Here is a 16485-nt window from a genome sequence, read left to right as displayed (position 1 = left end):
GATGCTGCTGCTGCTTGGGGGATTTCTGCTGCTGATGCTGATCGGCGTTCCCGTTGCGCTCGCCATGGCGGTGTCGTCGCTGGTGTATATTCTGGTCACGGGCATTACGCCCGATGTGACGCTGGCGCAGCGCATGATCGCCGGCGTCGAGAGCTTTCCGCTGCTCGCCGTGCCGTTCTTCATTCTCGCCGGCAATCTCATGAACATCGCCGGCGTAACCGGGCGCATCTACAAATTTGCGGTCGCGCTGGTGGGCTGGATGCGCGGCGGTCTCGGTCACGTGAACATTATCGGTTCGGTGATCTTCTCCGGCATGTCCGGTACCGCGATTGCGGATGCCGCGGGGCTCGGCACCATCGAAATCAAGGCGATGAAGGATCACGGCTATTCGACGGAGTTTTCCGTCGGCGTGACCGCGGCCTCCGCCACGCTCGGCCCGATCATCCCGCCCTCGCTGCCTTTCGTGATCTACGGCATGATGGCGAACGTCTCGATCGGCGCGCTGTTCCTCGGTGGCGTCATTCCCGGCGTGGTCATGACCTTGTTCATGATGGCAACGGTGGCCTTTTTCGCCCACCGCAACGGTTGGGGCAGCGACTCGCCGTTCTCATGGCCGCAGCTCGGCTCGGCGGCCCTGGAAATCTTCATTGTGCTGGCTTTCCCGATGGTGGTCTGGCTCCTGGTCGTCAGCGGGATGTCGGTGAACATGGCCGTCGGGATCGGTCTGGTGGCGTTGTTGGCGCTCGACTGGTATTTCGATTTCTCCGCCGTGATGGCGCTGATGGCGCCGGTCATCCTGATCGGCGGCATGACGCTTGGCTGGTTCACGCCGACGGAAGCCGCCGTCGCCGCGGTGATCTGGTCGCTGTTCCTGGGCCTCGTGCGCTACCGCTCGATGACGCTGCAGACGGTCGCGAAAGCGACATTCGACACCATCGAAACCACGGCATCGGTGCTGTTCATCGTCACCGCGGCCTCGATCTTCGCCTGGCTGCTGACGGTGTCGCAGGCGGCGCAGACGCTGACCGATGTGATGCTCGGGATCACCCACAACAAATGGGTGTTCCTGCTGCTGGCGAACATCCTGATCCTGTTCGTCGGCTGCTTCATCGACACCATCGCCGCGATCACGATATTGGTTCCGATCCTGCTGCCGATCGTTCTGAAACTGGGCATCGACCCCATTCATTTCGGCCTGATCATGACGCTGAACCTGATGATCGGCTTGCTGCATCCGCCGCTCGGCATGGTGCTGTTCGTGCTTGCGCGCGTGGCGAAACTGTCGGTCGAACGCACGACCATGGCGATCCTGCCGTGGCTGGTGCCGCTACTGCTGGCGCTCGTCGCCATCACGTACATCCCGGAGTTGACGCTCTGGCTGCCAAAATACATGGGACTCTCAAAATGACATCGATGGCTTTGGCCGCAACGCTGTTCGGCCCGGAAGATCTGCGCATGGTCGAGCGGCCGCTCGATCCGTTGGCATCAGGCATGGTGCGGATTCGTTTCGGCGCCGGCGGCATCTGCGGCTCCGACATGCATTACTATCGCCATGCCCGCACCGGAGATTTCGTCGTGACCTCACCGCTGGTGCTCGGCCACGAGATCGCGGGCGAGGTGGTCGAGATCGCAGGCTCCGCGCCTGATGTGAAGGTCGGCGACCGCGTCGCCCTCAATCCGTCGCGCTGGTGCGGGCATTGCAAGCCGTGCCGCGAGAACCGGCCCAATCTGTGCGAGAACATCTTCTTCATGGGCTCAGCCTCGAAGACCCCGCATATGCAGGGCGGCTTTGCGTCCTACTTCGACGCCATCCCAGCGCAGTGCGTGAAGATTCCCGATCACGTGACGTATCAGGCGGCTGCCTTGGCCGAACCGCTCGCGGTGTGCCTGCATGCGGTCGCCCGTGCTGGCGACGTCACCGGCAAGCGCGCCGTGCTGTTCGGCGCCGGTCCGATCGGGCTTTTGACGATGCTGGCGGCGCAGCGTGCAGGGATCGCGGAGACGACTGTGGTCGATATCGCCGCGGCGCCGCTCGCGTTCGCCACACGATTGGGCGCCAGCCATGTCGTCGATATCTCCGGCGGCGAGGAGGCGCTGAAGGCGGAAGCCGCGGCGCGTCCGTTCGATGTAGCCTTCGAAGTCTCGGGCACCGCGGCGGGCCTTGCGAGCGCCATCGGCGCCGTCAGGCGCGGCGGCGTCGTGGTCCAGGTCGGCAATCTGCCCGGCGGGCAGATTTCCGTGCCGGCGAACGCTGTCATGGCCAAAGAGATCGACCTTCGCGGCTCGTTCCGCTTCGGGATGGAATTCTTCACCGCGGTCGAACTGATCGCCGATGGCAGCGTCGACGTGCTTTCGCTGGTGACGGCTCAGCGCCCGCTTTCGGTCGCACCCGACGCGGTGCGGCTGGCGCTCGACCGCTCGCAGAGCGTCAAGGTCGTGCTGACGGCTTGATCGCAATTCAGATTTCGGGAGATCGCCCATGATGTTGCAGGGATGGCGGTGGTACGGGCCCAATGATCCCGTGTCGCTCGACGATATCCGCCAGGCCGGCGCGACCGACGTGGTGACGGCGCTGCATCAGGTGCCGATCGGCGAGGCCTGGACGCGTGCCGCCGTCGAGGAGCGCAAGAACCTGATCGAGAACAGCCAGCCCGGCCGTTCGCAGCTCACCTGGTCGGTGGTGGAATCGATTCCGATTCCTGATGACGTCAAGCGGCTCGGGGGCAATGCGACACGTTCGATCGAGTCCTGGGTCGCGAGCCTCGAGGCAGTCGCCGCGTCCGGCATCAAGATCATCTGCTACAATTTCATGCCGGTCGTGGACTGGTGCCGCACCGATCTCGAATGGGAGCTGCCGAACGGCGCCAAGGCGATGCGTTTCGACCAGGAGCGGTTTGCGGCGTTCGATCTGCATATACTGGAGCGCCCCGAGGCGCCGGCCGAGTATTCCGAGGCCGCGCGGCGTCGCGCCAAGGAAGTCTATTCGGGGATGACGCAGGCCGATATCGATGTCCTCGTCACCAACATCGCTAGCGCGCTGCCGGGCTCCACGACCGATCCGCTGACGATCCCGCAGTTCCGCGACCGCTTGCAGCAATATCGCGGCATCGATTCCGCGGTGCTGCGCCGGCACCTCAGCGAGTTCCTCGCGCGCGTGACGCCGGTCGCCGAAGCCCTCGGCGTGACGCTGACGCTGCATCCGGACGATCCGCCGCGGCCGCTGTTCGGCCTGCCGCGCATTGCATCTTCCGCGGAAGACTATCAGGCGCTGTTCGATGCCGTGCCCTCCAAGGCCAACGGCATCTGTTTCTGCACCGGCTCGCTCGGCGTGCGCGCGGAAAATGATCTGCCCGCGATGGCCAAACGCTTCGCGGCGCGCGTTGGTTTCGCGCATTTGCGGGCGACCAAGCGGGAAGCCGATGGTTTGTCGTTCTTCGAATCCGATCATCTGGATGGCGATGTCGATATGATCGCGGTCTTGAAGGCGCTGCTCACCGAGAATCGCAAGCGTTCGCCGGATAACCAGATCGTGTTCCGGCCGGACCACGGCCATCGCATGCTCGACGATCTCGCAGAAACAAAACGCACCAACCCCGGCTATACCGCGATTGGGCGCCTGCGAGGGCTAGCTGAATTGCGTGGTGCCATCCGCGCCATTGAACACGCCGGGTAATTTCGCGTCTGACGGTTTCAGCCCTTGCTTCGCCGCCTCGAAGGCCGCCAGCCGCTCGGCGAATTTGCCTTTCGCAAGACCGGCGCGCGCGAGGATGGTCGGAGCTGGTAGCGTTTCAAAAAAATGACAGGCGACGCGATGGCCGGGCGCCGCCTCGCGCAGTTTTGGCTCCTCAGCTGAGCAGCGTGGCTGCGCGTGCGGGCAACGGGTGTGGAAGCGGCATCCGGTAGGCGGTCTGAACGGACTCGGCACGTCGCCCTGCAGCATCACGCGCTTGGTGCGCAAGGCGGGATCGGGCTTGGGGATCGCCGCCAGCAGCGCCTGGGTATAGGGGTGCAGCGGACGCTCGTAGAGCGTCTTCTTGTCCGATATTTCGACGAGCTTGCCGAGATACATCACCGCGACGCGGTCGCTGATGTGTTTTACGACGGCAAGATCATGAGCAATGAACAGATAGGAGAGACCGAAGCGCTGCTGCAGATTCTGCAACAGGTTGACGATCTGCGCCTGGATCGAGACGTCGAGCGCCGACACCGGCTCGTCGCAGACGATCAGGTCGGGATTGGCAGCAAGCGCACGCGCAATGCCGATGCGCTGGCGTTGGCCGCCGGAGAATTGATGCGGATAGCGCCTGGCATGTTCGGGCGACAGCCCGACGATATCCAGAAGCTCGCGGCCGCGCGCGGCGCGCGATGCGTCGTCGCCGATCTCGTGGACACGTAGCGGCTCGGCCAAAATCTCGCCCACGGTCATGCGCGGGTTGAGTGAGGCGTACGGGTCCTGAAAAATGATCTGCATGTGCCGACGCATCCGGCGCAGCTCGCGCTTGTCGAGCTCGGCGATTTCCTTGCCCTTGAAGCGCACCGAGCCTGACGTCGGGTCCATCAGACGCAGGATCAGGCGTCCCGTGGTCGACTTGCCGCAGCCGGATTCACCGACCAGCGCCAGCGTCTCACCGCGGGCGATCTCGAAGCTGACATCCTCGACGGCCCGCACAAGACCGATGATCTTGCGGCGGATCAGGCCGCGCGTGACCGCAAAATGCTTGACCAGGCCGTCGACCTGAAGAACCGGAACATCGCTCATGCCGCCACCTCGACCGGGGCCTTCCAGCACGCCACCTGGTGGCCGGGCGCGACATCGCGGAGCGGCGGCGGCTGTTGCCGGCAGCGCAGGTCCGCGAACGGACAGCGCGGCGCGAAGCGGCAGCCGGCGGGCTGGTTATTCGGACTGGGCACCGTACCCTCGATGGTGGCGAGGCGCTCGCGGTCGACGTCGATGCGCGGGATCGAACCTAACAAGCCGATCGTATAGGGGTGTTGCGGATCGGCGAACAGGTCGTTGACGTCGGCGCTCTCGACGATGCGGCCGGCATACATCACCAGCACCTGGTCGGCGACTTCGGCGATGACGCCGAGATCGTGCGTAATGATCAGGATCGCCATGCCGAGCCGCTGCTGCAGGTCGCTCAGGAGATCGAGGATCTGGGCCTGGATGGTGACGTCGAGCGCCGTCGTCGGCTCGTCCGCGATCAACAATGCGGGCTCGCACGATAGTGCCATCGCGATCATCACGCGCTGGCGCATGCCGCCCGACATGTTGTGCGGGAAATCGTCGATGCGCTGTGCGGCTGAGGGTATCCGCACCAGGTCGAGCATCTCGATCGCGCGCGCTCTAGCGGCGCGCGGCGACATCGCGCTGTGGGCCAGGATCGCCTCGACGATCTGCTGGCCGACGGTGTGGACCGGATTGAGCGAAGTCATCGGCTCTTGAAAAATCATCGACATCTTGCTGCCGCGCAGCCTGCGGCGCTCGTCGGCCGAAAGCCGCAGCACGTCGCGATTGCCGAACAGCACCGCCTCGGCCTCGACCTTGCCCGGCGGGCTCGGCACCAGGCCCATCACGGAGAGCGACGTCACGCTCTTGCCGCAGCCGGACTCGCCGACAAGGCCGATGGTGCGTCCGCGGGGAACGCTGAAGCTGATGCCGTCGACGGCGCGGAACAGGCCGCGATCCGTCGCGAAGTGGGTCTTCAGCCCACGAACCTCGAGGAGCGTTTCCATCAGAACGAGTAATCCAGTCCCTTGTAGAAGGTGTTCTGATAGAGCATGTGCGGTCGGACGCCCTTCATCTTCTTCGAACTTGTCGTGTACATCGCGACGTTCATCACCGGCATCATCAGATGCTCGCTCGTCACCTTCTCTTGCACGCGCGCGTAGTTGAGCGCACGTTCGGCGTCGGTCAGCGCGGCGCGGCCGGCGTTCAGCCACTCGTCGGTCTCGGCGTCCTTCCAGTTCATGCGGTTGGGTGTGGGGATGTTCTTCGAGTTGAAATAGATGTTCATCAATTCGCCTGCCGACAGATAAGGCACGGTGACGGTCCACAACTCGTAGTCCTGCTTGCCCATCTCGGCTGGCGCAATCGTGGAGTCGTAGCCGACGATCTTCCAGTCGACGCCGATCTTGCGCATAAAGCCCTGGATCGCTTCCGAAACGCGCGGGAAGTAGGCTACCTGCGTGAACAGGACGCGGGGTGCGAGCTTCATGCCGTCCTTCTCGCGAATGCCGTCACTGCCGACCTTCCAGCCGGCTTCGTCCAAAAGCCTTTTCGCGCGCTCGACATCCTCCTTGATGATGCCCTTGGTCTTTTCGGCGAAGTCGAGCGCCTTGGGATCGACGAAGGTGTACGCCGGTTCGGCATTGCCCAGCATGACGCCCTTGACGATCTCGGCGCGGTTGATTGCGATGTTCATCGCCTCGCGCACACGCTTGTCCGATACCATCGGGCGCGTGATCTTGTAGCCGTAATACATCAGCTGGAAGTTCGGTTGGGCCTCCTGGACGGTCAGGTTGGGCGCGGCCTTGACCTGCTCGATGAATTGCAGCGGAACCTGGTGGGTGAGATCGAACTGCCCGCCCATGATGGCGGCGACGCGGCTGGCGTCCTCCGGCACGATCTTGATGCTGAGCTTGTCGAATTTCACCGGGCCCTTGTTCTTGTACATCGAGGGCCCCCATTTGTAGGCGTCGTGGCGCTTCAGCACGATTTCCGTGCGCGGCTGCCAGCTCTCGAAGCACCACGGCCCGGTACCGTCGATTCCCTTGATGCCGTAATCCTTGCCCAGCGTCTCCACGCTCTCCTGATTGTGGATCGCGTTGGTGTACATGGTGAGCTGCAGCAGCAGTTCGGAGTAAGGCTCGTTGAGCTCGTACTCGACGGTGTAGGGATCGGGCGCGCGCAGTTCCTTGATGTCGCCGGCGCGCCAATGGTACGGCGCCTTGGTGTCGGGATCCTTCAGACGCTTGAAGCTGTAGACGACGTCGGCGGCGGTGAACTTCTTGCCGCTGCAGAACGTCACATCGTCGCGCAGCTTGAACGTATAGGTTCGGCCGTCCTCGCTGATCGTCCACGACTTGGCGAGGTAGGGGATCGCCGTCTTGCCGTCCCAGTCGAGCGCCACCAGCGTATCCTGGAACATGTTGACGATATCAGACGTCGGCGACCAGGTCGTGCGCTGGCCGTCGTAATGCGGCGCGTCCAGCGACTTCATCACCCGCAAGGTCTGGGCCTCTGCGGCGGAGCACATCCCGGCCGCTCCGAGCAGCGCCACAACGCCGGTCAAAATGCTGCGCATCGTGTTCCCTCCCGCTTGTTCTTATCGCGTTACATCCAGCCCTTTGTAGAAAGTGTTCTGGTAGACCATGTGCGGCCTGGCGCCGGTGATCTTCTTGTTCGCGACCTGGTCCATGTTGATGTTGAGCACCGGAATCCAGAGGTGCTCGCGCGTCACCTTCTGCTGCACCAGCGCGTAATATTTGGCACGGTCGGCTTCGGTCAGCGCCGAGCGGCCTTGTTTCAGCCAGGCATCGGTTTCGGCGTCCTTCCAGTTCATCCGGTTGGGCGTCGGGATGTTGGCGGAATCGAAATAGATGTTCATGAGATCGCCGGCCGAGAGATAAGGCACCGTCACCGACCAGATTTCGTAGTCCTGCTCCATCATCTTGACGGACGAGATGGTCGAGTCCCACGGCTGCAGCCGCCAGTCGACGCCGATCTTCCGGAGATAGCCCTGAATGGCTTCGGCGACGCGCGCCGAATTGGCGTTGGCGGTAAAGTATATCTTCGGCGCCAGCTTGACGCCGTCCTTCTCGCGTACGCCGTCGGCGCCCGGCTTCCAGCCGGCTTCATCGAGCAGCGTCTTGGCCCGCTCGAGATCCTCCTTGATGATGCCTTTGGTGTTGGGATCGAAGTCGAGTGCTGCGGGATCGACGACCGTGAAAGCGGGATCGGCGTTACCCAGCAGGATTGCCTTGGCGATCTCGGCACGGTTGATGGCGATGCTCATGGCCTCGCGCACGCGGGCATCGGCCACCATCGGCCGCGTGATCTTGAAACCGTAATAGAGCAACTGGAAATTCGGTCTGGCCGGCGTCACCGTCAGCATCGGGGCGGCCTTGGCCTGCGTGATGAACTGCGCCGGAAACTGGTGGGTGATGTCGAACTGGCCGGACATCATTGCCGCCACGCGGCTGGAATCCTCGGGCACGATCTTGACGACGAGCTTTTCGAATTTCACCGGCCCCTTGTTCTTGTACATCGAGGGGCCCCATTTGTAGGCGTCGTGGCGTTTCAGCACGATCTCGGTGCGCGGCTGCCAGTGATCGAAACACCACGGTCCGGTGCCGTCAGCGCCCTTGATGCCGTAGTCCTTGCCCAACGCCTCCACGCTCTCCTTGTTGTGGATGACGTTGGTGAACATCGTGAGCTGCAGCAGCAGTTCGGAGAACGGCTCCTCGAGCTCGTATTCGACCGTGTAAGGATCGGGCGCGCGCAGCTCCTTGATGTTGCCGGCGCGCCAGGCAAACGGTCCCTTGATCGCCGGGTCCTTGAGCCGCTTGAAGCTATAGACTACGTCGTCCGCGGTGAACTTCTTGCCGCTGCAGAACGAGACGTCGTCGCGCAGCCTGAACGTATAGGTCCTGCCGTCCTCGCTGATCGTCCACGATTTGGCGAGGTAGGGGATCGGGGTGCGACCGTCCCAGTCGAGCGCCACCAGTGTGTCCTGGAACATGTTGACGATGTCGGAGGTCGGCCCCCAGCTCGTCCGCTGCGCGTCGTAATGCGGTGCGTCGATGCCCTTCATCAAGGTGAGCGTCTGGGCCGATGCCGGCCCCGCAACGCCTAGTGCCAGACATACCCCCAATGCGATCCTGATCATGTCTGCAGCCTCGGATCGAGGACGTCACGGAATGCGTCGCCCAACAGATTGGCGGCCAGCACGATCACGAAGATGGCACAGCTCGGGATCGTCGCGATGTGCGGCGCCATGAACAGGAAGTCGCGGCCTTGCGCCGCCATCATGCCGAGTTCGGCGGTCGGCGGCTGCGCGCCCATGCCGAGGAAACCGAGCGCTGCGCCGATCAGGATGATCTGGCCGAAGCGCAGGGTGAGGAAGACGAAGATTGTCGAAATGCAGTTGAGCGTCAGGTAGCGCCAGATCAGTTCGCCGTCGGAGACGCCGACGGCGCGGCCGGCTTCCATGAATTCCTGGCCCATCACGCCGATCGCCGCACCCCGCGCCACCCGCGCGACATCGGGCACGGTGGCGACGACGAGCGCGATCACCACGGCCGTCAGCCCGGCGCCGAAGATCGCGGCCACCGCAAGCCCGATCAGGATCGCGGGGAAGGCCAGCATCACATCGACCAGCCGCATGATCCAACCGTCGAGACGGCGATAATAGGCGGCGAGGATGCCGAGAACGCCACCGATGAAACCGCCGACGATCACGCCGACCAGTCCCAGCATCAGCGTGTTACGCGTGCCGTAGATGACGCGGCTGAAGATGTCGCGGCCGGTGTTGTCGGTGCCGAACCAGTGCTCCGCATCAGGTGGCCGCATCACCTTGGTAAGATCCGTAAAGTAGGGATCGTAGGGCGCGATCCAGGGCGCCAACAGCGCGGCGAGCACGATCACGGTGAGCACCAGCCCGGCCAGTGCAGCCACCCGGTCGCGCGCCAGCCGGCGCAACACCCCGGCGCGGGCGAACACGCCGGTGTCGCGCGCTTCCGCAAAGCCTGTATCGAGGGCCTCGGCGCTCATCTTCGCTGTATCCTGGGATCGAGATAGACGTAGAGTACGTCGACCAGCAGGTTGATCGACAGGAAGGCGATGGCGAGGATCATGATCGCGCCCTGAGCCGTCGGAAAATCGCTGGAGACGATGGCGCCAACGGCGAGCCGGCCGACGCCGGGCCACGAGAACATGGTCTCGGTAACGACAGCGCCGCCGAGCAGGAACGCTGCCTGCAGCCCGATCAAGGTGACGACGGGGATCATGGCGTTGCGCAGCGCGTGATGGATGATCACCACCCGTTCGCGCAGTCCCTTGGCGCGCGCCGTGCGCACGAAATCGGCGCCGAGGACTTCGAGCACGGCGGTGCGCGTCAGGCGCGCGATCGGGCCGATCAGCACCGCGCCCAGCGTCAGCGCCGGCAGGATCAGGCTCGGCAATCCGCCGTCCCATACCGGTCCGGTGCGGCCGGTGAACGGCAGCAGCGCCCATTTGAATCCGACAAACTGGATCAGGATCAGGCCGATGAAGAACACCGGCATCGACACTCCCGCCACCGAGCAGGCCATGATGACGCGATCAGCGAGGCGACCGCGATTGACCGCCGCCAGCGTTCCGAGCGCGAGACCGCTCGGCACGGCGATCAGCATCGCGCCCAGCATCAGCTCGACCGTCGGCCCGATGGTCATCCCCAGTTCCTCGCTGACCATCCGGTTGGAGATGATGGAGCGGCCGAGATCCCCGCGCAGCACGCGCAAAATGTATTCGAAGAACTGGATGGGAATAGATCTGTCGAGGCCGAGTTCCTGGCGGATGGCGGCGATGGTCTCGGCCTTGGCGTCAGGTCCCGCGATGATCATCGCCGGATCGGCCGGCACCACCTGCAACAGACAAAAGCAGAGGAAGAGAACCCCGAGCAAAGCGGGGATCGAGATCAGCAGACGATGGACAATCTGTTGTCCCATGCGACGCCAACGGACCGGTTAGGCCAAAGGAGGCGTATGCGTCCACGCCGACGCTTTTATTTCCCCCTCGGCAGCCGCGCTTCGTCCGACGTGCGCGGCTTTGATTATTCCTGGATAGTGACACTGGTCCGACGCGGCGTCACGCCTAATCTGCCAATTCGCTCCGGCTGCGTCCTTTTGCGCTGGCTGCAATGACTTCTTGCAATGCAAGAAGTCCGTATCGCGAAATTTTGGCGATTAGTTTGCGTCCAGACGCCAATCGAGGGTTGACGCCGTTCGCTGGAACTTGCGCAGACCGCGCAACAGAAGCGCGATGCGCGGCGCGACTGGTTACCTGTCAGCGCTGGAATACATCGCGCCGAGGTCGCGACCGCGCAATCTGCCGCGCCGGATCGACCATCGCTCGAGGCTGTTTTGCATCACCTCGGCGAGCGCCGGACGCGCGTTCAACTGCTTTTCCGGCATGCATGCAATGATCGCATTTCGATCCTGGACACCCTGTTCGTCGATGATCCATGTTCCCAACCGGTCGCCGGCAAGCCGCGCGGCGATGCGATCGGGTACCGGGTCGATGTCGTTTGGGACCAGCACGTTCATGACGATGCGGCCAGCGGGCGTCAACCGCGCGCGGATGGCGTCGCAGGTCTCGACGTCGAATTCATCGTCAAAGCGAAAATCCGGACCTCCGACATCGATGGCGATCCCGTCGTAAAGCAGATCGTCGTCGAGAATGAATTTCCGGAAATCAGACACGATCAGCGGCAATCCGTCCGGCAGCCCAAAATATCTTTGGGCGATCACGAAGCTGATCGGGTTGTTGTCGACGATCGTCAGCTCTTTTCCGAGACGCGCCAGCCTGGTGGCGAGATTCCCGCCGCCGCATCCCAGGACCAGAATGTTCGTCGCGCGATGCAGGAGCTCGTCCATGAGCTTGACATAGCTGAAGACGCTCTCGCCGTCGGGCGTGGCCTGACTCTGCCTGATGCCTTCCTCGAAATAGATCCGCGTTCCGTCCGCGGAGCATTCGACGATCTCGATTGCGCCGTTCCTGCCCTGATAGCGCCCCAGCAATCGCACCTGATGTCACCACGCATTAAATAGGATGTTTGATACATCGTTTATCATGTCGTGAATCGGATGCCAATCGTGCAGAGAGACCATGCGGTCTCCCGGTTGATATACTGAACCTCTGAGTTGATGCTTGAGGCAGTAATTTAGATGGGATAAATATATCCGCTTCCGAAACCGGGAGAACCGTCCCCATGATTACCGCCAATCAACTCAGGGCCGCGCGCGCGCTTCTGAGCATCGATCAGCGGCAAATGGCCGAACTGGCCGATCTTTCGGTGCCGACCATCCAGCGCATGGAAGCCAGCGACGGTGTAATCCGCGCCAACGTCGATTCGCTGATGAAACTGGTTTCCGCGCTCGAGAGCGCCGGGATCGAGTTGATCAATCCGGGCGCCGCGAGCGCGACAGGCGGGCGAGGGGTGCGCCTCCGTGAACATGTCACAAATCCCAAAACAAATCTCAAGACAAAGAGCAAGACCGTCCGCCAGCCGAAGCGGGTGCTGGAACGGGTTCGATAGCGTTCCTCACGACGTAGCGGCGCCCGTGTCCGCGCGTTCGAGCAGCGCCAGCAATCCTTGCAGCATGGCTGTGGGGGCGGGCGGGCAGCCGGGAATGTGCAGGTCGACCGGGACGACCTCGGAGACGCCGCCGACGACCGCGTAGCTGCCGGCGAAACATCCTCCGTTCCGCGCGCAATCTCCGACCGCGACCACCCATTTCGGGTTCGGCGTCGCGTGATAGGTGCGTTCGAGCGCCTCGCGCATGTTTTTCGTCACCGGTCCCGTCACCATCAGGACGTCGGCATGACGCGGTGAGGCGACAAACCGCAGGCCGAACCGCTCGACGTCGTAATAGGCGTTGTTGAGCGCATGGATCTCCAGCTCACATCCATTGCAGGATCCGGCGTCGACCTCGCGTATGGAAAGGCTCCGGCCGAGTTTCCGCCGCGCAGCCTGCCCGAGCGCGGCGGCGAGTTCGGCCACCGCGGCATCATCGGGCGATGGCGCCGGTTCGGTGAGCGGCTGGCGGAACACACTTTCAAACAGCAGCTTGCGCATCGCATGCGTCCTTACAGATCGTGGCCTGAATAGGAACAGTTGAACGACTTGTTGCAGAGCGGAAAGTCCGCGACGATGTTGTTCTCGATCACGGCTTCCAGCAGCGGCCATTGAAACCAGGACGGGTCGCGTATGTGGCATCGTTCGATCAGGCCATTGCGCAGGCGCAGCCAGACCAGAACGTCGCCGCGGAATCCCTCCACGATCGCCATGCCCTCGCGTACCTCCCCTCCAAGCGGAACTTCCTTGCATGTCGGGCCTTCGGGGAGCCGGCTCAGGATCTGGTCGATCAGCGACAGGCTTTGCTCGACTTCGCGCACCCTGATCCAGACGCGCGCATTGACGTCGCCCTCGTTGAGAACAGGCACGTCGAAACGCAGGCTGTCGTAGGGTGGATAGGCCAGCGTCCGGCGCGTGTCGAACGCGCGGCCCGAGGCGCGGCCGATATAGCCGCCGGCGGCATATTGCCGGGCCAGCGGCGGCGTGAGCGTTCCGGTATCGACGGTACGATCCTGCAGCGAAGCGGTGTTGTCATAGAGTTCGACAAGCGCGGGAAAGCGCAGGCGGATATTGTCCAGCATGGCCTGGATGGTTTCCGCCCCGCCATTGCCGATGTCGCGGCTGACCCCGCCGGGCACGACGACGTCGCGCATCAGGCGATGGCCGAAGGCGGCGCCACCCGCGCGCAGCACGCTCTCGCGCAACACCCCGCAATGCGCGTGCATCAATGTAAAGGACGCATCGTTGCAGATGGCGCCGATGTCGCCGAGATGGTTGGCGAGCCGCTCGAGTTCTGCCAGCAGCGCGCGCAGGAACACAGCTCGATCAGGCACGGCGAGATCCAGAGCGACTTCGGCCGCGCGCGAAAACGCGTAAGCGTAAGCCACGGTGCTGTCGCCCGACGTGCGGCCGGCGAGTTGAACGCCGCGCGCGAGACTGGCGCCGGTCATCAGCCCGTCGATGCCCTTATGGACGTATCCAAGCCGCTGTTCGAGCCGGACCACGGTCTCGCCGCTGGCGGTAAAGCGGAAATGTCCGGGCTCGATGATGCCCGCATGGACAGGGCCGACCGCAATCTGGTGCAGGCCGTCGCCCTCGGCGGCGAGGAAACGGTAGGGCGCCGCGTTTGGCAATGCGTCGATGCGACCTCCCAATGGAAAGCGCACGCTCCAGCGGTTGTGGTCGAGCCACCGGCGGGCATCGGGCGAACTCTCGGCGGATAGTCCGAACAGGTCGTGGATGGTGCGTTCCAGCCGCAACGCCGGAGGATGATGCTTGCCGACGGAAGGAAATTTGCGGTCGGGGCACTCCAGGCTGACGACCGCGATCTCTGCGGTCTGTCCATCCATGATCGCCATGTGCACCGTTGCGGATTCGCCCCAGAGGCCGAGCAGGCTCCAGCGTCCATGCGCCAGCTCGCTCGCCGCGAATGTCCAGACCGAAGCATCGACTGCAACGCGCGGCCACGGGCCGTATTGCCCGACCTTGCGGCCCTCCAGCGTCAGATCGATCAGCGACGGCATGTCATTTCGTTCCTATCCAAGGAGCTGAGCCACATGCTGGAACCAGACCACCAGCGGGGCGGGAAGATAAATCCCGGCGCCCAACACCAGCGCGAGATGCGCAAACATCGGAATATAAGAGGCGTCGGCCGGGGCCGTACTGCCGCGCGGCTCGCCGAAGGCGACACTCGTCAGGCGCAACGTCAGTGCGCCGAAGGCCAGCAGCAGGCCGAATACCAGCAAGATCGCGAGCAACGGCTGCCTTGCAAAGGTCGAACTCACGACCAGGAACTCGCTCATGAATATCCCGAGCGGCGGCAGTCCGGCGATTGCGACCACGCCCACCACCAGCCCCCAGCCGAGCGCCGGATGCGTCACCGTCAGGCCGCGGATCCGCGAGATTCTCTGCGTGCCCTTGATTTGCGAAATGTGTCCGACGGCGTAGAAGATTGCCGACTTGGTCAGGCTGTGCATCACCATGTGCAGCAGCCCGGCGAAATTGGCGAGCGGCCCTCCCATTCCGAACGCAAACACGATGATGCCCATGTGCTCGATCGAGGAATAGGCGAACAGGCGTTTGATGTCGCGGCGCCGGTACAGCATGAAGGCCGCGAAGATCAGCGACACCAGTCCCATCGTCACCATCAGGGGACCGGGGGCAATCGAGGCCGGGTTGGCGGCGAGCAGTATCTTGAAGCGCAGCAGCGCATAGAGCGCGACGTTCAGCAATAGGCCCGACAACACGGCCGATATCGGCGTCGGACCCTCGGCGTGCGCGTCGGGCAACCAGGCATGCAGCGGCGCGAGGCCGACCTTGGTGCCGTAGCCGAGAAACAGGAATACGAATGCAACATTGAGAAGTGCCGCGTCGAAGTTCGCCGCACGCTCGACCAGCAGCGTCCAGACCATGCCGTCCTGGCCTTCGCCCATGACCGGGCGAGCGGCCATATAGACCAGGATGGTGCCGAACAAGGCGAGCGCGATGCCGACGCTGCCCAGGATGAAATACTTCCAGGCGGCTTCGAGCGCCGCATGGGTTCGGTAGATGCCGACCATCAGCACCGTCGTCAGTGTCGCGACTTCGACTGCGACCCACATCAAGCCGATATTGTTCGACACGAACGCGAGGTTCATGCCGAACATCATGATCTGGTACATGGCATGGTAGAAGCGCAAGTAGACCGGCGTCAGCCGCTCGCTCTCGAGCTCATGCGCGATATAGCTCGCACTGAAGATGCTGGTGGTGAATCCCACGAACGTATTGAGCACGATGAAGACGATGTTGAGATCGTCGATTAGTACGTAAGGCCCGGGTGCGGGACGTTCTACCACGAACAAGGAGAGCGCAGACAGGAATGTCGCGAGGCTGGCAACGACGTTCAGGCGTGCCGTCACAAGGTAGCCGGGCAGGGCGGCCAGCAGCGCCGCCGAGCAGATCGGGATCAGCAGGACGGCGGTAACGGGATTGAAGAACGACAGGGTCATCGTCGTTCGCCCCTGAAATCGTCGAGCGCGGAGACATCCACCGAATCGAAGCGCTCGCGGATTCGGAACAGGAAGATGCCGATGACGATGAACGCGATCAGGATCGAGAAGGCGACGCTGATCTCGACGACCAGCGGCATGCCCTTGGCGCCGGTCGCCGCCAGCACCAGTCCGTTTTCAAGCGACATGAATCCGACAACCTGGCTGACCGCATTGCGGCGCGTCACCATGACCAGAAGTCCGAGCAGCACCACGGACAAGGCAAAGGCGAGATCCTCGCGCGCCAGCGGATCGGCGTCGCTCGTTACCCGCAGCATGAGAACCAGGGAGAGGGCGACGAGCCCCATTCCGGCCAGCATGGTCGGACCGATTCCGACGGCCGACTCGATGTCGCGGTGAATTCCGAGCTGCTTGACGATGCGGTGCAGCGCGACCGGAATGACGATCGCCTTGAATACCAGGGCGATGACCGCGGTGACGTAGAGATGAGGTGCGTCTTGGATGAAGGCCTGCCAGGCAACCGAGAACGCCAGCACTAGGGCGTGGAGCGCGAACACGTTGAGCAGCGAATAGAGCCGGTCCTGATACAGCATCATCAAGCTGATCAGCACCAGTCCGCCGGCCAGCGTGTGGGAGACGTCGAAGGCGAGACTGTGCAT

15 protein-coding genes are annotated in these 16485 nt (G+C 63.3%); 4 read left to right on the top strand and 11 right to left on the bottom strand.

Annotated features, from left to right (window positions below; genetic code table 11):
* Position 1: 1 nt before the first annotated feature.
* Genes V1283_RS24195 through uxuA form a run of 3 tightly spaced genes read left to right on the top strand, consistent with a single transcriptional unit; the run spans position 2 to position 3673 of the window.
* The gene (locus V1283_RS24195; RefSeq protein ID WP_334389005.1) at positions 2-1408 is read left to right on the top strand and encodes a TRAP transporter large permease; all 1407 of its coding nucleotides are present in this window, start codon (positions 2-4) and stop codon (positions 1406-1408) included.
* Positions 1405-2451 carry an L-idonate 5-dehydrogenase gene (locus tag V1283_RS24190; RefSeq protein ID WP_334389004.1) on the top strand — a complete coding sequence of 349 codons (1047 nt, stop codon included), beginning with the start codon at positions 1405-1407 and terminating at the stop codon, positions 2449-2451. The genes V1283_RS24195 and V1283_RS24190 overlap by 4 nt, the downstream gene beginning before the upstream one ends.
* A 31-nt stretch (positions 2452-2482) precedes the next feature.
* The gene (gene uxuA / locus V1283_RS24185; RefSeq protein WP_334393155.1) at positions 2483-3673 is read left to right on the top strand and encodes a mannonate dehydratase; all 1191 of its coding nucleotides are present in this window, start codon (positions 2483-2485) and stop codon (positions 3671-3673) included.
* Here the strand turns inward: uxuA and V1283_RS24180 are convergent.
* The 7 genes from V1283_RS24180 to V1283_RS24150 form a co-directional block, all read right to left on the bottom strand.
* Positions 3626-4759, bottom strand: a complete 1134-nt coding sequence (locus V1283_RS24180) for an ABC transporter ATP-binding protein (RefSeq protein WP_334389002.1) — start codon at positions 4757-4759, stop codon at positions 3626-3628. The genes uxuA and V1283_RS24180 overlap by 48 nt on opposite strands.
* Positions 4756-5736, bottom strand: a complete 981-nt coding sequence (locus V1283_RS24175) for an ABC transporter ATP-binding protein (RefSeq protein WP_334389001.1) — start codon at positions 5734-5736, stop codon at positions 4756-4758. The genes V1283_RS24180 and V1283_RS24175 overlap by 4 nt, the downstream gene beginning before the upstream one ends.
* Positions 5736-7307 carry an ABC transporter substrate-binding protein gene (locus V1283_RS24170; protein ID WP_334389000.1) on the bottom strand — a complete coding sequence of 524 codons (1572 nt, stop codon included), beginning with the start codon at positions 7305-7307 and terminating at the stop codon, positions 5736-5738. Before V1283_RS24170 ends, V1283_RS24175 begins: the two co-directional genes overlap by 1 nt.
* Before the next feature lie 21 nt (positions 7308-7328).
* Positions 7329-8891, bottom strand: coding sequence for an ABC transporter substrate-binding protein (locus tag V1283_RS24165; RefSeq protein ID WP_334388999.1), 1563 nt, complete (start codon positions 8889-8891; stop codon positions 7329-7331).
* Complete coding sequence (locus V1283_RS24160; protein ID WP_334388998.1) at positions 8888-9775, bottom strand: ABC transporter permease; 888 nt, start codon at positions 9773-9775, stop codon at positions 8888-8890. Before V1283_RS24160 ends, V1283_RS24165 begins: the two co-directional genes overlap by 4 nt.
* The gene (locus tag V1283_RS24155; protein WP_334388997.1) at positions 9772-10710 is read right to left on the bottom strand and encodes an ABC transporter permease; all 939 of its coding nucleotides are present in this window, start codon (positions 10708-10710) and stop codon (positions 9772-9774) included. Before V1283_RS24155 ends, V1283_RS24160 begins: the two co-directional genes overlap by 4 nt.
* Before the next feature lie 330 nt (positions 10711-11040).
* Complete coding sequence (locus V1283_RS24150) at positions 11041-11787, bottom strand: class I SAM-dependent methyltransferase (RefSeq protein WP_334388996.1); 747 nt, start codon at positions 11785-11787, stop codon at positions 11041-11043.
* Positions 11788-11972: 185 nt separating this feature from the next.
* Between V1283_RS24150 and V1283_RS24145 the strand changes: the two genes are divergently transcribed.
* Complete coding sequence (locus tag V1283_RS24145) at positions 11973-12299, top strand: helix-turn-helix transcriptional regulator (protein WP_334388995.1); 327 nt, start codon at positions 11973-11975, stop codon at positions 12297-12299.
* A 6-nt stretch (positions 12300-12305) separates the two neighbouring features.
* Here the strand turns inward: V1283_RS24145 and V1283_RS24140 are convergent, their stop codons facing one another.
* From V1283_RS24140 to V1283_RS24125, 4 genes are read right to left on the bottom strand one after another with little or no spacing between them, the layout of a single operon-like run.
* Positions 12306-12839, bottom strand: a complete 534-nt coding sequence (locus V1283_RS24140) for an NADH-quinone oxidoreductase subunit B family protein (RefSeq protein ID WP_334388993.1) — start codon at positions 12837-12839, stop codon at positions 12306-12308.
* An 11-nt stretch (positions 12840-12850) separates the two neighbouring features.
* Complete coding sequence (locus tag V1283_RS24135; protein WP_334388992.1) at positions 12851-14362, bottom strand: hydrogenase large subunit; 1512 nt, start codon at positions 14360-14362, stop codon at positions 12851-12853.
* A 12-nt stretch (positions 14363-14374) separates the two neighbouring features.
* Complete coding sequence (locus tag V1283_RS24130; protein WP_334388991.1) at positions 14375-15826, bottom strand: hydrogenase 4 subunit F; 1452 nt, start codon at positions 15824-15826, stop codon at positions 14375-14377.
* Positions 15823-16485 carry a hydrogenase-4 component E gene (locus tag V1283_RS24125; RefSeq protein ID WP_334393154.1) on the bottom strand — a complete coding sequence of 221 codons (663 nt, stop codon included), beginning with the start codon at positions 16483-16485 and terminating at the stop codon, positions 15823-15825. The genes V1283_RS24130 and V1283_RS24125 overlap by 4 nt, the downstream gene beginning before the upstream one ends.

The organism is Bradyrhizobium sp. AZCC 2262 (assembly GCF_036924535.1).
Classification (GTDB): domain Bacteria; phylum Pseudomonadota; class Alphaproteobacteria; order Rhizobiales; family Xanthobacteraceae; genus Bradyrhizobium.
This window is presented reverse-complemented; position numbering and strand designations above follow the sequence as displayed.

Bases quoted from the DNA above. Each gene is read 5' to 3' on its own strand.
- V1283_RS24175 (WP_334389001.1), bottom strand. From the start codon at position 5,736: ATGGAAACGCTCCTCGAGGTTCGTGGGCTGAAGACCCACTTCGCGACG.
- V1283_RS24170 (WP_334389000.1), bottom strand. From the start codon at position 7,307: ATGCGCAGCATTTTGACCGGCGTTGTGGCGCTGCTCGGAGCGGCCGGG.
- V1283_RS24140 (WP_334388993.1), bottom strand. From the start codon at position 12,839: ATGCGCAAGCTGCTGTTTGAAAGTGTGTTCCGCCAGCCGCTCACCGAA.
- V1283_RS24190 (WP_334389004.1), top strand. From the start codon at position 1,405: ATGACATCGATGGCTTTGGCCGCAACGCTGTTCGGCCCGGAAGATCTG.
- V1283_RS24180 (WP_334389002.1), bottom strand. From the start codon at position 4,759: ATGAGCGATGTTCCGGTTCTTCAGGTCGACGGCCTGGTCAAGCATTTT.
- V1283_RS24135 (WP_334388992.1), bottom strand. From the start codon at position 14,362: ATGCCGTCGCTGATCGATCTGACGCTGGAGGGCCGCAAGGTCGGGCAA.
- V1283_RS24130 (WP_334388991.1), bottom strand. From the start codon at position 15,826: ATGACCCTGTCGTTCTTCAATCCCGTTACCGCCGTCCTGCTGATCCCG.
- V1283_RS24160 (WP_334388998.1), bottom strand. From the start codon at position 9,775: ATGAGCGCCGAGGCCCTCGATACAGGCTTTGCGGAAGCGCGCGACACC.
- uxuA (WP_334393155.1), top strand. From the start codon at position 2,483: ATGTTGCAGGGATGGCGGTGGTACGGGCCCAATGATCCCGTGTCGCTC.
- V1283_RS24145 (WP_334388995.1), top strand. From the start codon at position 11,973: ATGATTACCGCCAATCAACTCAGGGCCGCGCGCGCGCTTCTGAGCATC.
- V1283_RS24155 (WP_334388997.1), bottom strand. From the start codon at position 10,710: ATGGGACAACAGATTGTCCATCGTCTGCTGATCTCGATCCCCGCTTTG.
- V1283_RS24195 (WP_334389005.1), top strand. From the start codon at position 2: ATGCTGCTGCTGCTTGGGGGATTTCTGCTGCTGATGCTGATCGGCGTT.
- V1283_RS24165 (WP_334388999.1), bottom strand. From the start codon at position 8,891: ATGATCAGGATCGCATTGGGGGTATGTCTGGCACTAGGCGTTGCGGGG.
- V1283_RS24125 (WP_334393154.1), bottom strand. From the start codon at position 16,485: ATGCACAGTCTCGCCTTCGACGTCTCCCACACGCTGGCCGGCGGACTG.